Here is a 20,008-nt window from a genome sequence, read left to right as displayed (position 1 = left end):
AAAAAATCATTTTCCATGGTCAATTGACCGATCTTGGCGTGAAGTTTGTCCACTTCTTCGGAACTCTCTTTTCCTGAGTGATTTTCGGTGGCAAAAATCATGGCTGCGTTTTCAAGCAGCTCCTTTTGCCATGTTGAGATCTGGTTAGCGTGCAGGTTATATTTCTGAGCTAGCTCAGCGACGGTTTTATCGCCTTTAGCGGCATCGAGAGCCACCTTAGCTTTAAGCTCAGGAGAGTGGTTTCTACGTTTTCTAGTCATAATCTGTCCCTGTATTGTTGGGTACTATCAAAACAGATCGACCACTTAAAGTCATGTCCGAAAATTGGGGCCACTTCTCTGCTTATAGGGTTGCTTGATTTTGTTGTGGTGAAAAGTTTTTTGATTACCTACCTCCTAAATCTTAATATGACAAAAATGTCATGTTTGAGTGCCGAAAACGGTCACACTGGTTTAGATAAACTAAGAGCATCCAAACAGAGAAGGAAATAATAATGAATCTATTAGTCAAAACTCTATTAACTAGCTCTATTATACTTACTAGTGCCGCATCATTTGCACAACCATTGTATTCCGGTGGCAATTATGTAAGTCGAGTTGATCATAAAACTGTCTCTATTGATGCCGTGAGCTCTAAACAGCAAGCATACACGTTAGGGCTGGAAAAACTGTCAGAATTTGAGGATATGAGCGGGCGAGATTTAAGTACAGCTCTGGTCCCTGTAAGAACTTATGGTAGTGCTCGAAATTCTACTCACCTGAAAGATGGAGGGTATGTAACTGTTCAGGAAAGATTGAATAATCAAGGTCAGATAGAGTATGTAGCCAAAGTACATCTTAATGTTCATTATCAAGAACGAGATAGCAACAACTAATCTCAGCAGAGCTCCTAGAGCATCAATTTGTTCTAGGAGCTAAGGAGCAACTATGATTGATAAAATTTCGGTAATATTTCAGGAACAAAAGCTTGAGGATATTGAATCAGTTCTCGCAGAGGAAGGGGTGCGAAACTTCACGATTTATCAAGTACAAGGGCGTGGAAGTCATGCGAACCTAATTGATACCCATGCTTTAAATACACATTACCAACTAGATGTTTTCATTGGTCATAGCCATACTCAGAGTTTGGTTGGTGCATTACTAGATACTCTATGTGTGTCACAAGAAGGAAATGGTGTTACGTCTGTCATAGAAAACGTTTTGTTGTTTGATAATAATACGAAAAATCAAATTTCTAACCCATCATATAATCACAAGCTCGATGTATAACATCCAAGGAAATGAAGGCATTTTTCTTATATGAAATTACTCGTTGTAGAAGATGAAGAGAAAGCTGGAGCTTATCTTAAAAAGGGCCTAATTGAATCAGGCTACACTGTAGATCTATCTACCGATGGTGTTGATGCGTTGTACTTAGCGACCACTTATGAATATGATCTCATTGTTTTAGACATTATGCTACCAAAGTTGAATGGGTGGCAGTTATTGCAGACACTTCGCAGCAGTGAAATATCTACACCTGTCATTATTTTGTCAGCTAAAGATCAGGTTGAAGATCGAGTGAAAGGACTTGAACTTGGAGCGAATGACTACCTTGTTAAGCCTTTTGCCTTTGTCGAATTGCTTGCAAGAGTCAAAAATGCATTACGTCACCAAACTACCACGGTCAAAACTGAGTCTGTTCTAAGTATTGCTGATTTGAGCCTCGACTTACTTAAACGAAAGGCGACTCGAAACAATGACACGATCCCTCTGACGGCAAAAGAGTTTTCTTTGCTGGAATATTTATTTACGAAGAGGGGTCAAGTTGTCACTCGCACTCAGATAGCGTCCGCTGTTTGGGATATGAACTTTGATAGTGATACGAATGTCATTGATGCAGCAGTGAAAAGATTGAGGACGAAAATCGACAAGCCTTATCAGAACAAACTTATCCAGACCGTGCGAGGTATGGGGTACAAGCTTGATGACGCCGTAGAATGAAAAAATTACTAAATCAATCAATTGCACGCAAATTGGTGTTTATGTTTGTCACAGCCTCTTTTGTAGTTTTAGTCGTGTTTGCTTTAACGATCCAACACGCTATCAAGAACCATTTTAATGAGCAGGACTATAGGCACCTAGAAACAAAACTCCTTCCTTTAATAAGTACTGTTGAGCGAGATCTAGACTTGTTCCAGTCATGGGATATCTCAGCCTGGATATTAAACAATCAACAGGTGGTGCAAACGAACAATGAAGCTATTGACCTTCCATCTGAGCTGATAGGTAGCTCTTCATATGAATGGAGTGTAGGCAACAACCGTTTTCATGCTTTTAAGTTCGATTATCCTGAGGTAGAAAACGGTGCGATCGTGCTCGCAATGAATGTGACTCATCACAAGCTGTTTTTCGACAAGCTAAATACCATTCTATTTTGGACATTAGTTTTAACACTGAGTTTATCGGGTGCTTATGCATTAATCATTGTTAGAAATGGGTTACAGCCACTGAAACAATTAAAAGAGTATATCGAGCAAGTGAATACTAGCAACCTCAGCATTCGTATACCAAGTGACTCACTTCCAAAGGAGTTAAGCAACTTAATTATTTCTCAAAATGAAATGCTAGAGAGGTTGCAAGAAGGTTATCTCAGGTTGAGTGAGTTTTCATCAGATATTGCTCATGAGTTAAGAACACCGTTGAACAATATCTTGACCCAGACTCAAGTGGCACTTGGTATAGAGCGCTCCGTTGAAGAGTATCAAGACATTCTAGTATCAAACATCGAAGAGCTAGAGCGATTCAATAAGACCATTTCAGATACATTATACCTAGCTAAATCAGAGAATAGGCTTCTGCACAAGACCGAGGCAGAGTTAGAGTTGAGAGAAGTAATCAACCCTTTGCTTGAATATTATGATGTGTTGGCAGAAGAAAAAAATGTTCGATTTACCCTAGATGGTTCCTCGACTCTGTTCGGTGACAAAGATATGCTTCAACGAGCATTTGGTAATGTGTTGTCTAATGCGTTGAGGCACTGCTTCCATAATACGGATATATCGGTAGTAATCTCCGAATCAGAAACGAGCAACAAGGTGATAATCAGCAATGTTGGTGAGCCTATACCTTTGAGCTCTTTGCCCTATATATTTGAACGGTTCTATCGTTCAGATAAGTCGCGTGCCCATAATGGAAATGTTGGGGCTGGATTAGGACTTCCTATAGCTAAGGCTATCATGAAAGCACATCACGGAGATATCTTAGTAAATGCGAAGGATGAGCGAACTGAATTCGTCTTTATTTTCAATAATCTTTAACACCAATAAATTTGAAATATCACTATTGTTCATCAGTTCTTATAATGTATTATGAACGCGTAGTGAAAAGGTACGATATGACAGACTCTTTGAGACAAACAAGTATTTTGATTATCAGCATCTTAGCGATGTTGATGTCGAGCTACGTCTCGAGTATGCCAATGATGGATATGAGTGCAATATCGTCCTCTTCAATTCAAACCCAACGTTCTCACCATGGCTCGATGGGAATGTCTGAGGCAACAGCAAGTCATCATGCGATGATAGGCTGCCCACCGATAGATATAGAGATGACAAAGAGCGATAGTTCTACTCATTGCGATGGTTCATCTACCTCTGGTGGGGACTGTTATAAAAGTGTGTGTACTAGCGTATTTTTTCCACTCTCATCTTCTCGCTTAATCAGTACATCTGAATCTGATTTAGTAGCCCTGCGTCACCCAATCAAAATAGGCGTTACAGTAACTCGTATTCAGAGCTTACTGCGTCCACCCTCTGTTTAATTCAACTATCATAGCTATTTAGCTCTCAATTCTTTCTGCTGGAAGGCAGAGGTTGAGGTATGTCCATATCGTTTTATAGTGGATAAACAACAATGAGTATTGAATTAAACGGCTTCAGGGCATTTAAATCCCTGAGTCTTGTGGTTGCAATTGCACTTTATGCAATGCCTGCCCTGTCACATTCGGGGTCGAACGCGACTCCACAAACTATCGCGGCTTCGACGCAGCAGTTGAATGCCCTAATTGAAGCGGCTCTAGCAAATGATACGAGTCGCTCTCAATATGCTGCGCAGTCACAGGCGATGCGTGAAACGGGCGTTGCAAGCTCGACTCTCATGGATCCAAAACTTAAGGTGGGCTTTGGCGGTTTACCTGTGGATTCATTTAAGTTTGACGAAGATCCTATGACGAACATTTCTGTTGGATTAATGCAACAGTTTGAACGGGGTGCAACGTTAGATCTTAACCAACGTAAAGCGAATCAACAGGCCGATGGTATGGCGTATCAGGTTCAAGTTCGTGAACGTGAAGTGGCGAATAGTATTACTCAACTATGGTTGGAGCTGGGCTACCTTCAATACGCAGAAACGTTGATTGAATCTAATCAACGTCTCATGGTAGAGATGGAGCAGTATATTCAAACCAATTACTCAATTGGTAAGAGCGAAGCGCAAGACCTGCTTAACACCCAACTTCAAGTCAATAAGCTCGACGAAAAACTGCAATCGAATCAACAAATGCAAAATCGAGTCGTTGCCCAGTTATCGGAATGGCTAGGTTCAGAGTGGTTGAATCGTCGTTCTATTGACTCGAATCAGGCTGGCTATCAATTAGACTGGTCGCATTTGAATGCGCTTTTAGATCAGCAAACGAGTGACACCCAGTACTACATGCTGCTTAATCAACATCCTATGGCGCAAATGGCTGACGCCAACATTTCTGCTAATCGCACCCAAGTTGAGGTTGCTGAACAATCTTATAAACCACAATTTGGTGTCGAAGTGATGTATGCCTACCGTCAATCTGACAACATGAAAGGTGAACCAGCTTCAGATTTGCTGAGTGCCTATCTTACTATGGATATCCCTTTGTTCACTGATAACCGCCAAGATAAAAATGTAGCGGCCGCTCAATACCAAGTGGGCGCAGCGCAATATCAAAAAGATACGCTGCTCGCTCAAATGAACGCCCAAGTAAACGCATTAATGACGGACAGAATGAATCTCATTGAACGCATTCAGCGCTACCAAGAGCGCTTATTACCTCAGTCCAAAGCCCGCATTGAAGCGATAGAGCGCGGTTATCAGAACAATACTGCTCAGTTTGGTGATGTCATTACTGCATCAACCGATGAATTGGCTCTTCAAATGGAGCTTGCTCGCCTAATAACCGATATGAACCAGGTCAATAGCAAGTTATCCATGTTACTTGGTGGTTTCGAATATCAAGTTTCTGCGCCAAACACTCAGTACAATGAACAATAATAAAGGAATCAAGATGAGTACATTTAAAGTTGCAAGCCTAGCGTTACTGATCGGCAGCGCATTGGGTTATGGAGCGAATATTTACCTTTCAGGCATGAACTATAACATGGTTGGAATGACAGCTTCTGAGTCTAAATCAAGTGATGAACCACTGTATTGGGTCGCACCGATGGACCCAAACTATCAGCGAGATAAACCGGGAAAGTCGCCTATGGGGATGGATCTTATTCCTGTGTATGCTGATGACCTCAATGGTAGTAACGACAAGCCAGGAACAGTAAAAATCGATCCTGCGGTTGAAAATAACCTCGGTGTAAAAACAGATACCGTAAAGCAAGAGGTCCTTGCACCACGCATCGAAACTGTCGGCTATGTCGCCTTTGATGAGAGTCAACTTTGGCAGACCAATGTTCGAGTATCGGGTTGGGTTGAAAAGCTTTATATCAATGCCGTTGGTGAAAAAGTGAATCAAGGTGACACGCTGTTCACTCTGTATTCCCCAGAGCTTGTAAAAGCACAAGAAGAACTGATCAGTGCCTATAAGACCCAACGTAAAGGAATGATACAAGGTGCTACCGATCGTTTGATCACTTTGGGGGTTGACCGCAATCAAATTAAATCCATCGCCCGTCGAGGTAAAGCGTCACAATCCATTGAAATTAAAGCACCGGCAGACGGCGTTATTGCAAGCCTCAATATTCGTGAAGGTGGCTACCTTTCTCCAGCTCAAGCGGTGATCAGCGCAGGTCCTTTGAATCAAGTATGGGTAGATGCAGAAGTCTTTGAACGTCAATCACATTGGATTAAACAAGGCAGTCAAGCATCTATGACATTGGATGCCTTACCAGGTGGAGAATGGAATGGTGAAGTGGATTATGTTTATCCCATTCTTGACCCTAGTACGCGTACATTGCGTGTCCGCCTTCGATTCGATAACCCACAAGGTGAACTTAAGCCGAATATGTTCGCTAACGTCGCGCTAAAACCGGTATCAAGTGATGAAGTGTTAACCATTCCACGTTCCTCAGTCATCCGCTCTGGCGGTATGACTCGCGTGGTTCTGGCTGAGGGAGATGGAAAATATCGCTCTGCCAGAATTGAAGTTGGTCGTGAGTCCGCTGACAAGATTGAGGTTCTAAAAGGATTGCAACAAGGGGAGCGAGTTGTTACTTCAGCGCACTTCATGTTGGACTCTGAATCAAGCCAGTCTGCCGACCTATCAAGAATCAATGGTGTCGAACCAACTGCTGAAACGGCGTGGGCAACCGGCGAAATTACAGACGTAATGGCTGGGCATAGAATGCTAACTATTAATCATAAACCTGTTCCTGAGTGGGACTGGCCAAGAATGACCATGAATTTTATGGTATCAGAGAACGTTGAAATGGACCAACTTTCAAAAGGTCAAACGATTGATTTTGAAATGCAAAAATCTGAATCGGGTCAATATGAAGTAGTTGATTACAAAGTGAAAGAGCTGAGCATAGATACAGAGTTATGGGTAGACGGTAATATTTCTATGCTAATGGCAGATTTTGGTATGGTGACACTAAATCATCTTCCTGTAGCCGATTGGTCATGGGATGCTGGTGAGCTCAACTTTTCAGTCGGTGGTGACTTTGAACTCTCAGGTTTTCAGGAGGGTGACAAAGTTCGGTTTCTAGTTGAGAAACAAGGATCCGATTATCTTCTCAAAGAGTTAGTTAAAAGTGAGGATAAGTAATGATAGGTGCCATTATTCGCTGGTCTATCAACAATCGCTTCTTAGTGTTGGTAGCCACTTTTGCCCTCGTATTTGGTGGGCTTTATAGCGTAAAAAACACTCCTGTAGATGCCTTACCTGATTTATCAGATGTGCAAGTGATCATAAAAACAAGTTACCCGGGTCAGGCACCCCAAGTGGTGGAAGACCAAGTTACGTATCCTCTGACAACGGCGATGCTTGCGGTTCCTGGCGCTGAAACTGTTCGTGGATATTCGTTCTTTGGTGATTCCTATGTGTATATCATCTTCAATGACAAAACAGACATGTATTGGGCACGTTCGCGAGTGCTTGAATATTTAAGTCAAGTTGCGCCAAACCTTCCCCCAAGCGCTAAGCCAACACTGGGTCCAGATGCGACAGGTGTGGGCTGGATTTATAATTATGTATTGCAAGATAAAACTGGAAAGCATGACCTTGCTGAACTGCGTAGCTTACAAGATTGGTTCTTGAAATATGAGCTGCAAACTGTTGATGGGGTGTCTGAGGTTGCAACTGTTGGCGGTATGGTTAAACAGTACCAAGTACAAATTGATCCAGCTAAATTACGCGCATATGACCTTACCTTACAACAAGTCAATATGGCTATTCAAAATGGTAACCAAGAAAGTGGCGCGTCTGTAGTAGAAGTTGCTGAAGCTGAGCACATGGTTCGAACCACTGGTTACTTGTCTAGTATTGATGACATTAAAGCGCTTCCACTCAAGGTAAGCAAAAAAGGAACCCCCCTATTATTAGGTGACGTTGCTGATATTGACCTCGGACCACAGATGAGACGAGGAATCTCTGAATTAAATGGAGAGGGCGAAGTCGTAGGTGGCGTAATTGTCATGCGTTTTGGAGAAAACGCGAGCGAAGTGATCAATAATGTTAAGGATAAGCTAAACGAGCTTCAGGGTAGCTTGCCTGATGGTGTTGAGATAGTGGCTACTTACGATCGTTCTACGTTAATCAATGCAGCGGTTGAGAACCTTTGGAAAAAGCTTGCAGAAGAGTTCATTGTTGTCGCTATTGTATGTGCGTTGTTCCTATTCCATATTCGGTCTTCGCTCGTTATCGCATTGAGTCTCCCTGTCGGTATTTTAGGAGCCTTTATTGTCATGCATTGGCAAGGTATCAACGCCAATATCATGTCGCTAGGAGGGATTGCAATCGCGATAGGTGCAATGGTAGACGGTGCTATCGTTATGATAGAAAACGTACATAAGCACATTGAACGGACTCCATTGACTGACAAAAACCGATGGCAAGTGATTGGTGATGCGGCGCAAGAGGTTGGTGCACCGCTGTTCTTCGCGCTACTGATCATCACGCTAAGTTTTGTTCCTGTATTCGCATTGGAAGGTCAAGAAGGCAAGATGTTCTCGCCACTCGCCTTTACTAAAACTTATGCAATGGCGGCAGCAGCCGGCCTTGCTATTACGTTAGTGCCGGTGCTCATGGGATATCTTGTTCGCGGTAAAATATTACCAGAGAACAAGAACCCTATTAATAAAGGTCTAATTGCCCTTTACAAGCCCTTACTGAATATTAGTCTCAAGCACCCGAAAAGCATGATTGTATTGGCTATTGCTCTTATGGGGTCTGCTTATTATCCAACAATGAAGCTCGGTAGTGAGTTTATTCCTCCTCTTGATGAGGGTGACTTGATGTATATGCCAACCACCTATCCAGGTATTTCTATTGGTAAAGCGCGAGAGTTGCTTCAGCAGACAAACAAGCTAATTAAGACGGTACCCGAAGTACAGACAACATGGGGTAAAGTCGGTCGTGCTGACACTGCGACAGACCCTGCTCCCTTAACTATGATTGAAACCGTTATTCAGCTTAAACCGCGTGATCAGTGGCGTGAGGGCGTGACAACTGAGTCGCTACGAAAAGAGTTTGATGACTTGATTCAATTTCCTGGTTTAACTAACGCATGGGTGATGCCTATAAAGACGCGCATCGATATGTTGTCAACCGGTATCAAAACTCCAATTGGAATAAAAATAGCTGGAAGTGATTTAGCTGAAATTGAGAAAATAGGTGCTCAACTTGAACCTATCCTAAACAACATTACAGGCACTGCATCTGTATATGCAGAGCGTGTTGCTGGTGGTCGCTATGTGACTATTGATATCAATCGCAAAGCTGCAGCTCGCTACGCTCTTAGCATTAAGGAGATCCAACAAGTTGTTTCTACCGCAGTAGGTGGCATGAACATTGGTGAAACGATTGAAGGCCTCGAGCGTTACCCAATTAATGTTCGCTACCCTCAAGGCTATCGTGATTCAGTCGTTAAGCTACAGCAATTACCATTGGTTACCCCAAGTGGCGCTAGAATTGCTTTAGGTGATGTTGCCGATATTCGCTATGAAGATGGTCCACCAATGATTAAAACAGAGAATGCTCGTCCAAATGGTTGGGTGTTTGTTGATATTGATGGCAGAGACTTAGGCTCTTACGTTGAAGAGGCAAAGCAGGCGGTTGCAAAACAACTTGATATGCCAGCTGGCTATTCACTTGCTTGGTCAGGCCAATATGAGTACATGGAGCGAGCGAAAGAGCGCTTAGTTGTCGTGGTGCCTATTACGATTGCCATCATTATGCTTTTGCTTTACTTGAGTTTCCGCCGTATTGGTGAAGTGATGATCATCATGCTAACTCTACCGTTAGCCATGGTTGGGGGGCTGTGGTTGATGTATTACCTTGGCTACAATTTATCTATCGCGGTGGGCGTTGGCTTTATTGCTTTGGCTGGGGTTGCCGTCGAGATCGGGGTCATCATGTTGGTGTATCTCAACCAAGCATGGCACTACACCAAACTGGATGCCCAAGAACAGAGCAAATCACTGAATGTAGATGATTTGAGTAGCTCGATTCGAGAGGGAGCTGGATTACGTGTTCGTCCGGTAATGATGACGGTACTTACGGTGATCATCGGTCTTATCCCAATCATGTACGGTGAGGGCACTGGCTCTGAGGTAATGCAGCGTATCGCAGCACCGATGATTGGTGGCATGGCCTCAGCTCTGTTACTAACACTTCTCGTTATTCCTGCGATTTTCAAGCTTTGGAAAATACGCGAACTCAAACACCACTAAACACACATACGGGCTAAGAACGAACTTAGCCCGTAAACTTATTAATGAAATAGTAAGGAATATAACCATGAAAAAGACACTACTAGCCGTATTACTTTCAATGACAGCAGCGTCAGCTATGGCAGAGATGGATCATTCAAAGATGGACCACAGTAATATGAATAATGGAGATATGGACCATTCAAAAATGGATCACTCTATGATGAATATGGAGGGAATGTTGGATGTTGGTATGCCAGCAACAGGTGCAAAGCCAGATAAAGTGGTCCATGTTGTGTTGGCAGATGACATGACAATCAAGTTCAAAAAAGAAGTACAAATTGAACCGAATGATGTAGTTCAATTTGTGGTTATGAATGCTGGCAAGATTGATCACGAGTTCACTATTGGTTCAGCGAAAGAGCAACTTGAACATCGAGAAATGATGAAGAAAATGCCTCATCATATGCATGATTCTGGGAATGCAGTTACAGTAAAACCGGGTAAAGCTAAGCAGTTGTTTTGGCACTTCCACGGGGATAGCAAGGTTGAATTTGCATGCAATATTCCAGGGCATGCAGAAGCAGGCATGATTAAAAAAGTGAGTTTATAGGCGCTATAAAGGAATCTGATGATGTTAAAGCGTTCATTCATGCTAGTGGGGATGTTTAGTGTGAGCTTATTCTCCTATGCGTCGGAAGGCTCAATTTCAGCCGGTGAGTCGACTTTTCGTACTGTAGGGGGATATGGATGTATTGCGTGTCATGGGCTTTATGGTCAAGGGGGAGGTAACGTTGGTGGGAATATCAGAGGTAACTCCTTAAATGACCTGAAATACAGCCTAGAGCATGAACAAACAATGAAGCTTTTAGGCGACGCACTAAGTGAACAAGATAAGATAAATCTAGCAGAATACATGGAGTATCTTGGAACGTTTCAATTAGTGGATTGGATGTATGAAGGTACCAAGGGGGCGCTACTCTCAGTTTCTATAGATAGCGGCAAGAAGAGTCAGTTGGTGGTACTAAATAAAATGTTTGAGTCGATGTCAATTGATCTCTCCCCTTTGGCTGGTAAACATTTAACACTGCGTGTAGAGCCGTATGAAACTCAGTACTTTGAGTGGCTTCCTGAAAAGGGAGTATATGAGCTGAGTTATGGCGATGAAGCCGTCAGTATTAACGTAAAATAGATTTTGGTTAGGTAACTTTATGAGTAAAAATTTGAGACTTATTGCACTTTCATCTTTGATTTTGAGTTTTAACGTCTTTGCTAAGCCTGTTATTGAGCTTTATAAATCGCCTACTTGTGGTTGCTGCAAGGAATGGGCTGCAATTATGGAGAAGAAAGGCTATGAAGTGAATGTTAACCATGCTCATGATTGGAGTGATGTCAAACAAGAGTTTGGTATGCCTAATCAACTGATGTCCTGCCATACAGCTGTCATTGGTGGCTATATGATTGAAGGGCATGTTCCTGAGTCTGATATCAAACGTTTGCTTGAGGAGAGACTTGAAAATATTTCAGGAATTGCGGCTCCTGGTATGCCGCAGCATTCGCCGGGAATGGCACGACCAGGGCAAGAGTACAAAGGCTTTAATGTGGTGTCTTTTGACAAGACAGGTCACATGAAGCTGTACAATAAGTACTAAAAGTCGATTAAGCATTTTGGGCTCTTGAGGTAAGAGAGGAGCTCTTTTATTTAATTAAAAGCAGCACTTACACTAACTGAAACGAGCCCCCATCATTCCGGTCGCGGTAGGAATAGCGGTCACCCGCTACCCCCCGCACAGATCCGTACGTGCGCTACTAACGCATACGGCTCCTACCTTGGGTCTAACGTCAAATCGCTGCTCAGGATAAGGGTGGACAATTCTTGCTTTGGGGATCCAGTAATCAACTAATTTCCTAAAACGTGACCATGTCATTTTATGACGCTGGCTACGCCTTCGCAGTTGCTTTAGCCATGCATTAGTGATCTCTGTAATAAACAGATTTAGGGAGCGACCATTCATTGGGACACCATAATAGTTGATGTGCCCTCGAATAATCTGATTCAGCCACTTTCCAACCTTCCACGGCGGTAAGTGAAGCCTTTTCTTTAGCTCCTGTCTGACCCATTTTATCTTACTGATAAGTCGCTTTTTGATTGTCTTCCGCTTGATCATTATGGCCTTTCGGCTCTTAGTCAGGTCACAGTAATGTGTGAATCCAAGGAAATCAAAGGTTCCTGGTCTTTGAACTTTCCCTCTTTTAAAGTCTTCAAAAGCGAATCGTCCAAAATGTATCAACTTGGTTTTGTCCGGATGAACGGATAAGCCAAATTGAGAGAGGCGTCTTTTCAACCCCTCTAAACACGCATTTGCATCATTTTTATGCTGAAAACCGATAACAGCATCGTCAGCGTACCTAACCATGATGACATCGCCAGTTGCACTTCGATGCCGTTCTCGGTTCAGCCAAAGATCAAAAGTATAATGAAGATAAACATTTGCCAACAATGGTGAGATCACCGATCCTTGAGGAGTCCCGAGGAGCGATTTAATTCGCTGGTTATGTTCATCAACGTACCCTACTTTTAACCATTTGGTAATAATTTTGAGCAATGGTTTATCTGCGACTCTGTGCTCTAAGAACTGGATCAACCAATCATGTTCTACAGTATCAAAGAACTTGGTTATATCTAAATCAAGCACCCAGTTTATCTTTCTCGGGGTCTGAAGCCCAATGGAACGAAATCGATAAAGATGATCGATTCATCCTTGCCACAGCTTGCTTTTAGAGCTTCATAAGCCTCTATGAAGGCTTGCTGTTTTGCTTCATCAAACTTATGTGGAACGCCTTTCGGTTGCTTGTAGCTAAAGCCATTGTGGTGAAGCCATTTGTTCATACCAGAAACGGTATAATCAAGTCCAAATGTCTCTTTAACGTAAGCGACAATTTGATGAGTGTGAGAATAGGTTATCTCAGTCAAATGCTCGATTAGATGCATGGTTTGAGTAGCAGAAAGCTTGCTTTGGCTTCCGCCATTCTCAGGTTTAAGTTTTTCAGAAAGAACGTAGTCGCTAAGGTGACGTGCAACGGTCGATTCATGAATACGAAGGGCTTGTGAAATCATAGCCTGACTCCAACCTTCTGACGCGAGTAAAATCGCTTTGATGCGGTCACGCACTCGACCATCACGAGTTGAATCGTGCATTTGTTCGAGTTGCAGTTTATGTTGAGGAGTCAGTATTATTTTCATGGTGCGTAGCATGATCCTGATTTTATGAAAAATCAAGCATCTTCAATGATCACGAGTATAGATAACTGCGTTATTAAATTTCTGGGTTTTAATATGACCACTTATAAAAAACCTTTAAACAAGCAATGGATTATAATATCAACTTAAATAACACTCACTCAATAACAACCATTTTTACCAAAAACTCTATTATACCATGATGTATATTTACCTTTAGTAACACCGATATATCGAAATATCGTTGTTACTAAAGGTTCGTATCATACATGCACATCAAAAACACCAGTAACCTCTTATAAATTTTAGCGGCTAAAATCGCCAAAAAAATGTATATAATTCGATATATCGAAATTATATATCCCTCTGAGAAATAGAGCAAAAAACTGTTGACAAATAATATTTTGAACTCTAGCTTAATATAACAAAGCTTACTTTATTTTCCGAAATGAAAATACCCGATAAATTTAAACGGGGGGCTTGTAAGTATAAATAATGCCCCCTGTTTTAAAAACTGATAACAAACAAGAATAGAAATGCAATTAGTTTGTATAAGGAACTCTGCATGACTACAGAACAATGGATATTTGAAAAATATGGCAATTCTCCGCTGCTTTCGTTTACCCAGGTTGCAGAGATCCTGCATCGCAGTCCTGAAGGATTGAGAATTACTCTTCGCACTAACTGCGATTTAGCCAACAAGCTGAAACCCAATCGACTCAAAATTGGCAGACGGGTTTATTTCAAAGTCTCCGATATAGCCAACTTAATTGACCAAGCCACTCCGGACAATATGGAGGCTTGAGATGTCGGATTACGTCAAAGAGCTGCAAGCCTGGATTATTCAGCGCCAGCCCAATACTCGCCCCCCCACCAAGCAGGAAGTCCTTGCAACCTTCCTTGGCGTTCAACCCTTCGTCGAGGAAAGCATTGAGGCCGGATATAACCTCAAAACCATTTGGGAGTACCTAACGGAGCAGAAATATATCTCGTTCCGCTATGAAACGTTTCTGCGCTACGTAAAGCAGTACATCACGACGCCCCCCAAGCCCTGCACAACCAATAAGCCAGAGGAAGAAAAGCAGAACGTTTCTCGCAAGGTCAGCGGATTTTCGTTTGATGCCAAGCCAAATAAGCAGGACTTGATATGAATACGCAGCCACGCTGTTTACCCGCTGTCAACTCGCAGTCACGACGCTACCAACACGCAACGCCGACACAACTTTGTGTGTTTTTCGCTGGTATTGATGTGGTTTGTTCGTGTTTTTGCCTGCTTTTGGGCTGGTTTACGCGCAATTGCGCTACAGCAGCGCAGCATACCTGCGGTATCCAAAACACAGTTGCGGGTGATATTGCGGGCAGGATAGGTGAAGTGGTCCCCCCGACAAGTCGGCGTTTACCACTTCACTTCCCTTATTCGCGCCAGCGCGCTCAACGGTAATCCTGCCCTGCGGGGCCGAGTCAGTAACCGACGGTTCGAGACGGAGACAACACATGAGTCATGCAGAGAAAGTCACCAGGAAGAATACGACGCCAATCAAAGTCTATTGCCTGCCGGAAGAGCGTGAACAGATTGAAGCCAACGCCAAACAAGCCGGGCTGAGCGTATCCACTTACCTGCGCAGAATTGGTCAGGGACGCCAAGTGAAAAGCGTCGTTGATGCACAGCAGGTGCGAGAACTGGTTAAGGTCAATGGCGATCTTGGCCGCCTTGGCGGTTTACTCAAACTCTGGCTGACCAATGATGTTAAAGCAGCGCAAATCGGTGTGCCAACCATTAAAGCCGTGCTGAACCGAATTGATACCACCAAAGATCAGATGAGCACCATCATGGAATCGGTCCTGCGCCAAAGGTGATAGTCATGATTGTTAAACACATTCCGATGCGTTCCACGCACAAATCTGATTTTGCCGGCTTAATCAATTACCTCACCGATGCTCAAAGCAAAGAGCACCGCTTGGGGCTCGTGAAGCTGACGAACTGCCATGCCGATTCCGTCCGGGACGCAATCAGCGAAGTGCTTGCCACTCAGCAGTCAAACACCCGGGCCAAGAACGATAAAACCTATCACCTGATCATCAGCTTCCGAGCCGGAGAACAGCTTGCTCAGGACGTGCTTTCAGAGATTGAAAATCGTGTGTGTGACAGCCTTGGATTTAACGGTCATCAACGTATCAGCGCCGTGCACAACGACACGGACAACCTGCATATCCATGTTGCCATCAATAAGATTCACCCAACTCGACACACCATGCATGAACCGTATGCTGCTTATCGAACCTTGGCCGAACAATGTGAGCAGTTAGAAAAAGCGTTTGGACTCCAGCAGGACAATCACACACCGCAGCAAACTCACAACGCTGCGCGCGCGGCTGACATGGAGCGACACTCTGGCATTGAAAGCCTGGCCGGTTGGATTAAACGTGAGTGTTTAGAGGAGATTAAAGCCGCCCAGACCTGGGCTGAACTGCACGATACCTGCCGCGCAAATGGCCTAACGCTATCGGCCAAAGGTAATGGCTTGGTTTTCTCGGCTAACAATGGCATCACGGTCAAAGCCAGTACCGTTGCCCGAGATCTTTCAAAACCCAAGTTAGAAGCTCGATTCGGCGTTTTCCAATCGGCTCAGTTCGATAGCAATCGCTCCGGCCAAGCCGCGCAGCGCAATTACCAAAAGCAACCGCTAAAAACACGCATCGATACCAGCGAACTGTATGCACGCTATCAGCGTGAGCAAAAGGCTCTCGCAACTCATAAGGCCACCGCTTTAGAGCAGCTTCGCCACAAGAAAAACCAGCAAATCATCAACGCCAAAAATAACAACAAGGTTCGCCGCGCCGCCATCAAGCTGACTGGCAGCCGTCGATTTACCAAACGCGTACTGTATTCCCAGGCGAGTCAGGCACTGCAAAGCGGCTTGGCCGCTATTCATAAACAATACCGACAAGAACGCCAACAGGTTTATCAAACTCACAGCAAGCGCACCTGGGTCGATTGGCTGAAACACCAAGCGCAACACGGCGACCAAACAGCATTAGCCGCGTTGCGAGCGCGAGAAGCAGCTCAGGCACTGAATGGCAACACGCTCCAGGGAAACGGACAGACACGAAAAGACCACGGCAGTGTGATCGATTCAATCACCAAAACCGGCACCGTTCTGTTTCGCTCCAAAAATGGCGCGGTCCGTGACGATGGTCAGCGCCTTCAGGTTTCAACTCAATCCGACTCCGAAGCGATAACTCAGGCGCTAAAAATAGCCCTGGAGCGTTATGGCAATCAAATCAGTGTCAATGGTTCTCCGGAATTTAAAGCTCGCGTGATCCGCGCAGCGGCAGACACCGGCCTGCCCCTCACTTTCAGCGATACAGGTCTGGAACAACGCCGACTCGCACTGCTGTCTGCCAATCATCAGGCCACACCGGCTAAGGCTCAACGCCGTGGTGTTCCACCGATTGGCAAAGCGCCGCCTGGCATCAGGCTCAACACGCTCAGCACTCTTGCTCAGCTTGATGTCATGCGTTTTGACAAACCTCAGGAGCAAAGGCCATCGGCGCTGGAACAACGCAAAGCGCAACTTCGCGCTGAAATGGCTCAGAAAAAACAGAAACAAGCCAAGAAGAGCAGAAGTCGATAAACCACTTAAACGTCAGTAAGGAATACACGATGAAAATCAGCACAAAAATTTTAGCGGCTAAAATTCGTCTTTTAGCACTCGGCGGGATAATGGCACACGCTAGCCCTGTTTGGTCCGGTATACCGGTGGCCGATGGCGTTAACCTGCAACAAAACATCATTTCAGCAATGGAAGCCGTGACGCAGACCGCCAAACAAATCCAGCAGTATCAGTCCCAATTGCAGCAATATGAAAACATGCTGCAAAACACTATGGCTCCGGCTTCCTACATCTGGGACCAGGCTCAATCCACGATTCATGATCTGACTCAGGCGACCAATACACTCGCCTACTATCAGAATCAGCTCGGCAGTCTGGACGAGTATCTAGCCAAATTTCAGGATGTGGCCTACTACCGCAGTTCACCTTGCTTTTCCTCGTCAGGATGCAGTGAAACGGAAAGGACTGCCATGATCCAAAACCGTCGCTTGGCCTCTGAATCTCAGAAAAAAGCCAACGACGCGTTATTCAACAATTTGGCACTCCAGCAGGACAACTTACAAACCGATGCCCGTCAGCTTCAGCGATTGCAGTCAGCCGCTCAGGGAGCTGATGGTCAGATGGCCGCTATCGGTTATGCCAACCAGCTTGCCAGTAACCAGGCCAACCAACTGCTGCAAATCCGCAGTTTATTGATTGCTCAGCAAAACGCTGTAGGCGCTCGGATGCAGGCAGACGCCGATAAAGAGGCACTGCAACAAGCGGCCCACGAAGCACTTTTTGATTTTGGTTCGCCAACCGACCGTTCCCAAAACAGAGGGTTTTAAGTATGAAAATCACTTCACCTATCGCTTTGTGCCTGCTTACGTCATTGCTTCTGCTTGGCTGTGACCAATCACAAGACATCAAAGATATCGATTGCGACTCACCGAACCTGACCAAAGCCGAAAAACAACAAGCCAACTGCTTTTGGAACATGAGTGACCCTACCGATCGCAGCCAAAATAAGAGGTTCTGATCATGAAGGTTCGTCAGTTATTACCTTTGGGCTTGATTATCCCTTCGGTGACCGCCCATGCTGCCATTGATAACAACGGTGTGCTGGATGATGTCGCATTACAGTTCATGATGGTCGCCAGTACCTGGGCAGGCGTGATGACTAACTACGCCAGTTGGCTGTTCTGGCTGCTTGGTACTATCTCTCTGGTTTGGACCGGAGGAACCCTCCTCCTCCGTCAAGCGGATATCAGGGAATTCTTTGCCGAGTTTATCCGCTTCATAATGACCTTCGGCTTCTTTCTGTGGCTGCTACGCAATGGTCCTGAATTTGCCACGTCCATCATCGATTCACTGAGAATCATTGGCGCAGAAGCTGCGGGGTTACCGCGTGAACTGACGCCATCTGAGCCAATCAGTATCGCGCTGGATATTGTGGCTAAATCAGGCAATGCCTACAGTTTTTCCAGCCCCTTCGACAGCCTGGCGATCTTTATCATCACCCTGCTGATTGTCGTTTGTATGACGATCGTTTCTGCCAACGTATTAGTGGCCTTGGTGTCGGCCTGGGTACTTTGTTATGCAGGAATCTTTGTCCTTGGTTTTGGCGGCTCACGCTGGACATCCGATATCGCTATTAACTATTTCCGTAACGTCCTTGGCCTGGCGTTAAAACTCATGACGATGACTCTCATGATCGGCATTGCGATGTCCATTATGGATTCATTCCTGATCAACCTATCTGACGACGCTCCCATGCGAGAGCTACTGGTTATTTTCATTGTTGCGTTGGTCCTGGTGCTACTGATCCACTCCGTTCCCAATATCGTTGCCGGTCTCATCCCTGGCGCAGGGGCCGCCGCCAGTTCGGGCAACATCAGTGCCGGAGCAATGGCCGGGGCCGCAATGACCACCGGGGGAATGGCGGCTGGTGCGGTTATGAGCACTGCCGGGGGCGCATCCGCCCTTCAAGCCGCATTTAAGTCGGCGACCAACTCAGAGATGGCCGACATAATGACAGGCTCAATTGGCAGCGATTCTGCCAAGTCCGAAGAACCAGGTACAGGTGACACACCGTTTGCCAGAGCCGCAGGTATGGGGCGTGAGTCGAATTGAGTTTTCACTGGCCGGTAGACTGTTGGCTAAAGAATCACACACCGAAGTTCTGAGAGAACAGATCTCCAGGATTTCACCATTAGGCACATAGGAGAACAAGCATGGAACTACATTTTCCACCTCAAAACTGGACCGACTTTGGCGCGTTTTTCGCGGTCATGTTCCTGGTAATGCTGGCGTTTTATTTTGCTGGTCAGTGGGCACATACCACCAAGTACAGTAAGCAGCTTTATCGCTTAGCGGACGTGCTGGAAGGGATTCAAAACAAAGTGGCCGATAAGGCATATCGAGGAATGATGTCGTTGAATAAGCAAACCAACAAAACCAGAGGTTGGCCGTTCAAGTAACGCAAATAATCAAGACACACAGGCCGGTGCTCGCAACACCGGCCCGCATTTTCACATTAACCTTCCTGAGAGGTATAACATGACAATAAAACATTATAGAGCACCTCACACAGAGTTAAAGTGCTTAAATTTCACCCTATCCAATGTATCTTGTGAGGACTGATATCATGTCACGCAAGAACACTAAGACAACACCGACAGCAATCAAAGGCTATTCCTCTGAAGTACGTGTAGTTCTGCGAGTAGTAAAACAAAGTAGCGTGCCAGAGGCTACTCGCCGCTTGATAGACAAGCTGAAGCACTTTCAGGACAAACCCTTTGTTCTCAGGTCTCTAAATTCACTGATTAGCCCTCACAGAGATATGCAGCGCCGCGTAAGAGTCAGAGCGTTTCGGGTCTTAACGGTTCTAATCAGTTATATGGATTGGGCAACATTCCGCATTGGAGTCCCAAAGACGTAAGCGTTCACCGAGGTATCTTGACTTACCATGCCTGAAGAAGCATGTGCAGTTTATAGATCAAAAACGTTCGGGTACGGTTTCTTCTCAACGACTGACGTGATGATTTCACTCAGAACTGACA

The 20,008-nt window shown here is 44.8% G+C and carries 20 protein-coding genes and 1 pseudogene; 18 read left to right on the top strand and 3 right to left on the bottom strand.

The features are described 5' to 3' along the window. A partial coding sequence (locus tag FKN93_RS15790) for a transposase (protein WP_170905594.1) occupies window positions 1-260 on the bottom strand: 260 nt, incomplete at its 3' end. A 233-nt stretch (window positions 261-493) separates the two neighbouring features. On the opposite strand from FKN93_RS15790, the gene FKN93_RS15785 reads away from it, so the two are divergent. From FKN93_RS15785 to FKN93_RS15735, 11 genes are all read left to right on the top strand, one after another. Then, window positions 494-874, top strand: a complete 381-nt coding sequence (locus FKN93_RS15785; protein ID WP_054963219.1) for a DUF3316 domain-containing protein — start codon at window positions 494-496, stop codon at window positions 872-874. 52 nt (window positions 875-926) lie between these two features. Beyond that, entirely contained in the window at window positions 927-1,268 is a 342-nt protein-coding gene (locus tag FKN93_RS15780) for a P-II family nitrogen regulator (RefSeq protein ID WP_054963218.1), read from the top strand. A 30-nt stretch (window positions 1,269-1,298) separates the two neighbouring features. After that, a complete protein-coding gene (locus FKN93_RS15775; RefSeq protein WP_054963217.1) occupies window positions 1,299-1,982 on the top strand; it encodes a heavy metal response regulator transcription factor in 684 nt (227 codons plus the stop codon). Then, window positions 1,979-3,298 carry a heavy metal sensor histidine kinase gene (locus tag FKN93_RS15770; protein ID WP_170905592.1) on the top strand — a complete coding sequence of 440 codons (1,320 nt, stop codon included), beginning with the start codon at window positions 1,979-1,981 and terminating at the stop codon, window positions 3,296-3,298. Before FKN93_RS15775 ends, FKN93_RS15770 begins: the two co-directional genes overlap by 4 nt. Before the next feature lie 77 nt (window positions 3,299-3,375). Further along, window positions 3,376-3,801, top strand: coding sequence for a hypothetical protein (locus tag FKN93_RS15765; RefSeq protein ID WP_170905590.1), 426 nt, complete (start codon window positions 3,376-3,378; stop codon window positions 3,799-3,801). A 164-nt stretch (window positions 3,802-3,965) separates the two neighbouring features. Then, window positions 3,966-5,285: a TolC family protein gene (locus FKN93_RS15760; protein ID WP_249374205.1), complete on the top strand. Its 1,320-nt coding sequence runs from the start codon at window positions 3,966-3,968 to the stop codon at window positions 5,283-5,285. 13 nt (window positions 5,286-5,298) lie between these two features. Continuing rightward, the gene (locus FKN93_RS15755) at window positions 5,299-7,008 is read left to right on the top strand and encodes an efflux RND transporter periplasmic adaptor subunit (protein ID WP_078925054.1); all 1,710 of its coding nucleotides are present in this window, start codon (window positions 5,299-5,301) and stop codon (window positions 7,006-7,008) included. Continuing rightward, window positions 7,008-10,133, top strand: a complete 3,126-nt coding sequence (locus FKN93_RS15750; RefSeq protein ID WP_170905586.1) for an efflux RND transporter permease subunit — start codon at window positions 7,008-7,010, stop codon at window positions 10,131-10,133. The genes FKN93_RS15755 and FKN93_RS15750 overlap by 1 nt, the downstream gene beginning before the upstream one ends. Window positions 10,134-10,200: 67 nt before the next feature. Continuing rightward, window positions 10,201-10,725 carry a cupredoxin family protein gene (locus FKN93_RS15745; RefSeq protein WP_170905584.1) on the top strand — a complete coding sequence of 175 codons (525 nt, stop codon included), beginning with the start codon at window positions 10,201-10,203 and terminating at the stop codon, window positions 10,723-10,725. 18 nt (window positions 10,726-10,743) lie between these two features. Beyond that, window positions 10,744-11,304 carry a hypothetical protein gene (locus FKN93_RS15740; RefSeq protein WP_139302168.1) on the top strand — a complete coding sequence of 187 codons (561 nt, stop codon included), beginning with the start codon at window positions 10,744-10,746 and terminating at the stop codon, window positions 11,302-11,304. A gap of 19 nt (window positions 11,305-11,323) precedes the next feature. Further along, window positions 11,324-11,764, top strand: a complete 441-nt coding sequence (locus tag FKN93_RS15735) for a DUF411 domain-containing protein (RefSeq protein ID WP_248419339.1) — start codon at window positions 11,324-11,326, stop codon at window positions 11,762-11,764. Between the two features lie 126 nt (window positions 11,765-11,890). Here the strand turns inward: FKN93_RS15735 and FKN93_RS15730 are convergent, their stop codons facing one another. Together FKN93_RS15730 and FKN93_RS15725 are read right to left on the bottom strand one after the other, a co-directional pair. Further along, window positions 11,891-12,808 (bottom strand): reverse transcriptase domain-containing protein, encoded by a 918-nt coding sequence (locus FKN93_RS15730; RefSeq protein WP_346009394.1) that lies wholly within the window; start codon window positions 12,806-12,808, stop codon window positions 11,891-11,893. A 41-nt stretch (window positions 12,809-12,849) separates the two neighbouring features. Further along, window positions 12,850-13,356 (bottom strand): annotated as a pseudogene (locus FKN93_RS15725) (winged helix-turn-helix domain-containing protein); the annotation flags it as partial. 562 nt (window positions 13,357-13,918) lie between these two features. Between FKN93_RS15725 and FKN93_RS15720 the strand changes: the two are divergent. The 7 genes from FKN93_RS15720 (at window position 13,919) to FKN93_RS15690 (ending at window position 19,426) form a co-directional block, all read left to right on the top strand. Further along, window positions 13,919-14,158, top strand: coding sequence for a DNA-binding protein (locus FKN93_RS15720; protein WP_170905582.1), 240 nt, complete (start codon window positions 13,919-13,921; stop codon window positions 14,156-14,158). 1 nt (window position 14,159) lies between these two features. Further along, entirely contained in the window at window positions 14,160-14,504 is a 345-nt protein-coding gene (locus tag FKN93_RS15715; protein ID WP_170905581.1) for a TraK family protein, read from the top strand. 343 nt (window positions 14,505-14,847) lie between these two features. Continuing rightward, entirely contained in the window at window positions 14,848-15,210 is a 363-nt protein-coding gene (gene traJ, locus FKN93_RS15710) for a conjugal transfer transcriptional regulator TraJ (protein ID WP_170905579.1), read from the top strand. Window positions 15,211-15,215: 5 nt separating this feature from the next. Then, the gene (traI, locus tag FKN93_RS15705; protein WP_170905577.1) at window positions 15,216-16,988 is read left to right on the top strand and encodes a TraI/MobA(P) family conjugative relaxase; all 1,773 of its coding nucleotides are present in this window, start codon (window positions 15,216-15,218) and stop codon (window positions 16,986-16,988) included. Between the two features lie 29 nt (window positions 16,989-17,017). Continuing rightward, window positions 17,018-17,794: a P-type conjugative transfer protein TrbJ gene (gene trbJ / locus FKN93_RS15700; protein WP_170905575.1), complete on the top strand. Its 777-nt coding sequence runs from the start codon at window positions 17,018-17,020 to the stop codon at window positions 17,792-17,794. 193 nt (window positions 17,795-17,987) lie between these two features. Continuing rightward, on the top strand, window positions 17,988-19,079 hold the full coding sequence (gene trbL, locus FKN93_RS15695) for a P-type conjugative transfer protein TrbL (RefSeq protein WP_170905573.1): 1,092 nt from the start codon (window positions 17,988-17,990) through the stop codon (window positions 19,077-19,079). A 101-nt stretch (window positions 19,080-19,180) separates the two neighbouring features. Next, a complete protein-coding gene (locus FKN93_RS15690) occupies window positions 19,181-19,426 on the top strand; it encodes a hypothetical protein (protein WP_170905571.1) in 246 nt (81 codons plus the stop codon). Window positions 19,427-20,008: the final 582 nt, after the last annotated feature.

The sequence above is a fragment of the Vibrio sp. A8-1 genome, from assembly GCF_013048685.1.
GTDB classification, from domain to species: Bacteria; Pseudomonadota; Gammaproteobacteria; order Enterobacterales; family Vibrionaceae; genus Vibrio; species Vibrio metschnikovii.
Note: the sequence above shows the minus strand (reverse complement) of the source record. Positions and strands in the feature narration are given on the sequence as shown.

Bases quoted from the DNA above. Each gene is read 5' to 3' on its own strand.
- FKN93_RS15785 (WP_054963219.1), top strand. From the start codon at position 494: ATGAATCTATTAGTCAAAACTCTATTAACTAGCTCTATTATACTTACT.
- FKN93_RS15780 (WP_054963218.1), top strand. From the start codon at position 927: ATGATTGATAAAATTTCGGTAATATTTCAGGAACAAAAGCTTGAGGAT.
- FKN93_RS15775 (WP_054963217.1), top strand. From the start codon at position 1,299: ATGAAATTACTCGTTGTAGAAGATGAAGAGAAAGCTGGAGCTTATCTT.
- FKN93_RS15770 (WP_170905592.1), top strand. From the start codon at position 1,979: ATGAAAAAATTACTAAATCAATCAATTGCACGCAAATTGGTGTTTATG.
- FKN93_RS15765 (WP_170905590.1), top strand. From the start codon at position 3,376: ATGACAGACTCTTTGAGACAAACAAGTATTTTGATTATCAGCATCTTA.
- FKN93_RS15760 (WP_249374205.1), top strand. From the start codon at position 3,966: ATGCCTGCCCTGTCACATTCGGGGTCGAACGCGACTCCACAAACTATC.
- FKN93_RS15755 (WP_078925054.1), top strand. From the start codon at position 5,299: ATGAGTACATTTAAAGTTGCAAGCCTAGCGTTACTGATCGGCAGCGCA.
- FKN93_RS15750 (WP_170905586.1), top strand. From the start codon at position 7,008: ATGATAGGTGCCATTATTCGCTGGTCTATCAACAATCGCTTCTTAGTG.
- FKN93_RS15745 (WP_170905584.1), top strand. From the start codon at position 10,201: ATGAAAAAGACACTACTAGCCGTATTACTTTCAATGACAGCAGCGTCA.
- FKN93_RS15740 (WP_139302168.1), top strand. From the start codon at position 10,744: ATGATGTTAAAGCGTTCATTCATGCTAGTGGGGATGTTTAGTGTGAGC.
- FKN93_RS15735 (WP_248419339.1), top strand. From the start codon at position 11,324: ATGAGTAAAAATTTGAGACTTATTGCACTTTCATCTTTGATTTTGAGT.
- FKN93_RS15720 (WP_170905582.1), top strand. From the start codon at position 13,919: ATGACTACAGAACAATGGATATTTGAAAAATATGGCAATTCTCCGCTG.
- FKN93_RS15715 (WP_170905581.1), top strand. From the start codon at position 14,160: ATGTCGGATTACGTCAAAGAGCTGCAAGCCTGGATTATTCAGCGCCAG.
- traJ (WP_170905579.1), top strand. From the start codon at position 14,848: ATGAGTCATGCAGAGAAAGTCACCAGGAAGAATACGACGCCAATCAAA.
- traI (WP_170905577.1), top strand. From the start codon at position 15,216: ATGATTGTTAAACACATTCCGATGCGTTCCACGCACAAATCTGATTTT.
- trbJ (WP_170905575.1), top strand. From the start codon at position 17,018: ATGAAAATCAGCACAAAAATTTTAGCGGCTAAAATTCGTCTTTTAGCA.
- trbL (WP_170905573.1), top strand. From the start codon at position 17,988: ATGAAGGTTCGTCAGTTATTACCTTTGGGCTTGATTATCCCTTCGGTG.
- FKN93_RS15690 (WP_170905571.1), top strand. From the start codon at position 19,181: ATGGAACTACATTTTCCACCTCAAAACTGGACCGACTTTGGCGCGTTT.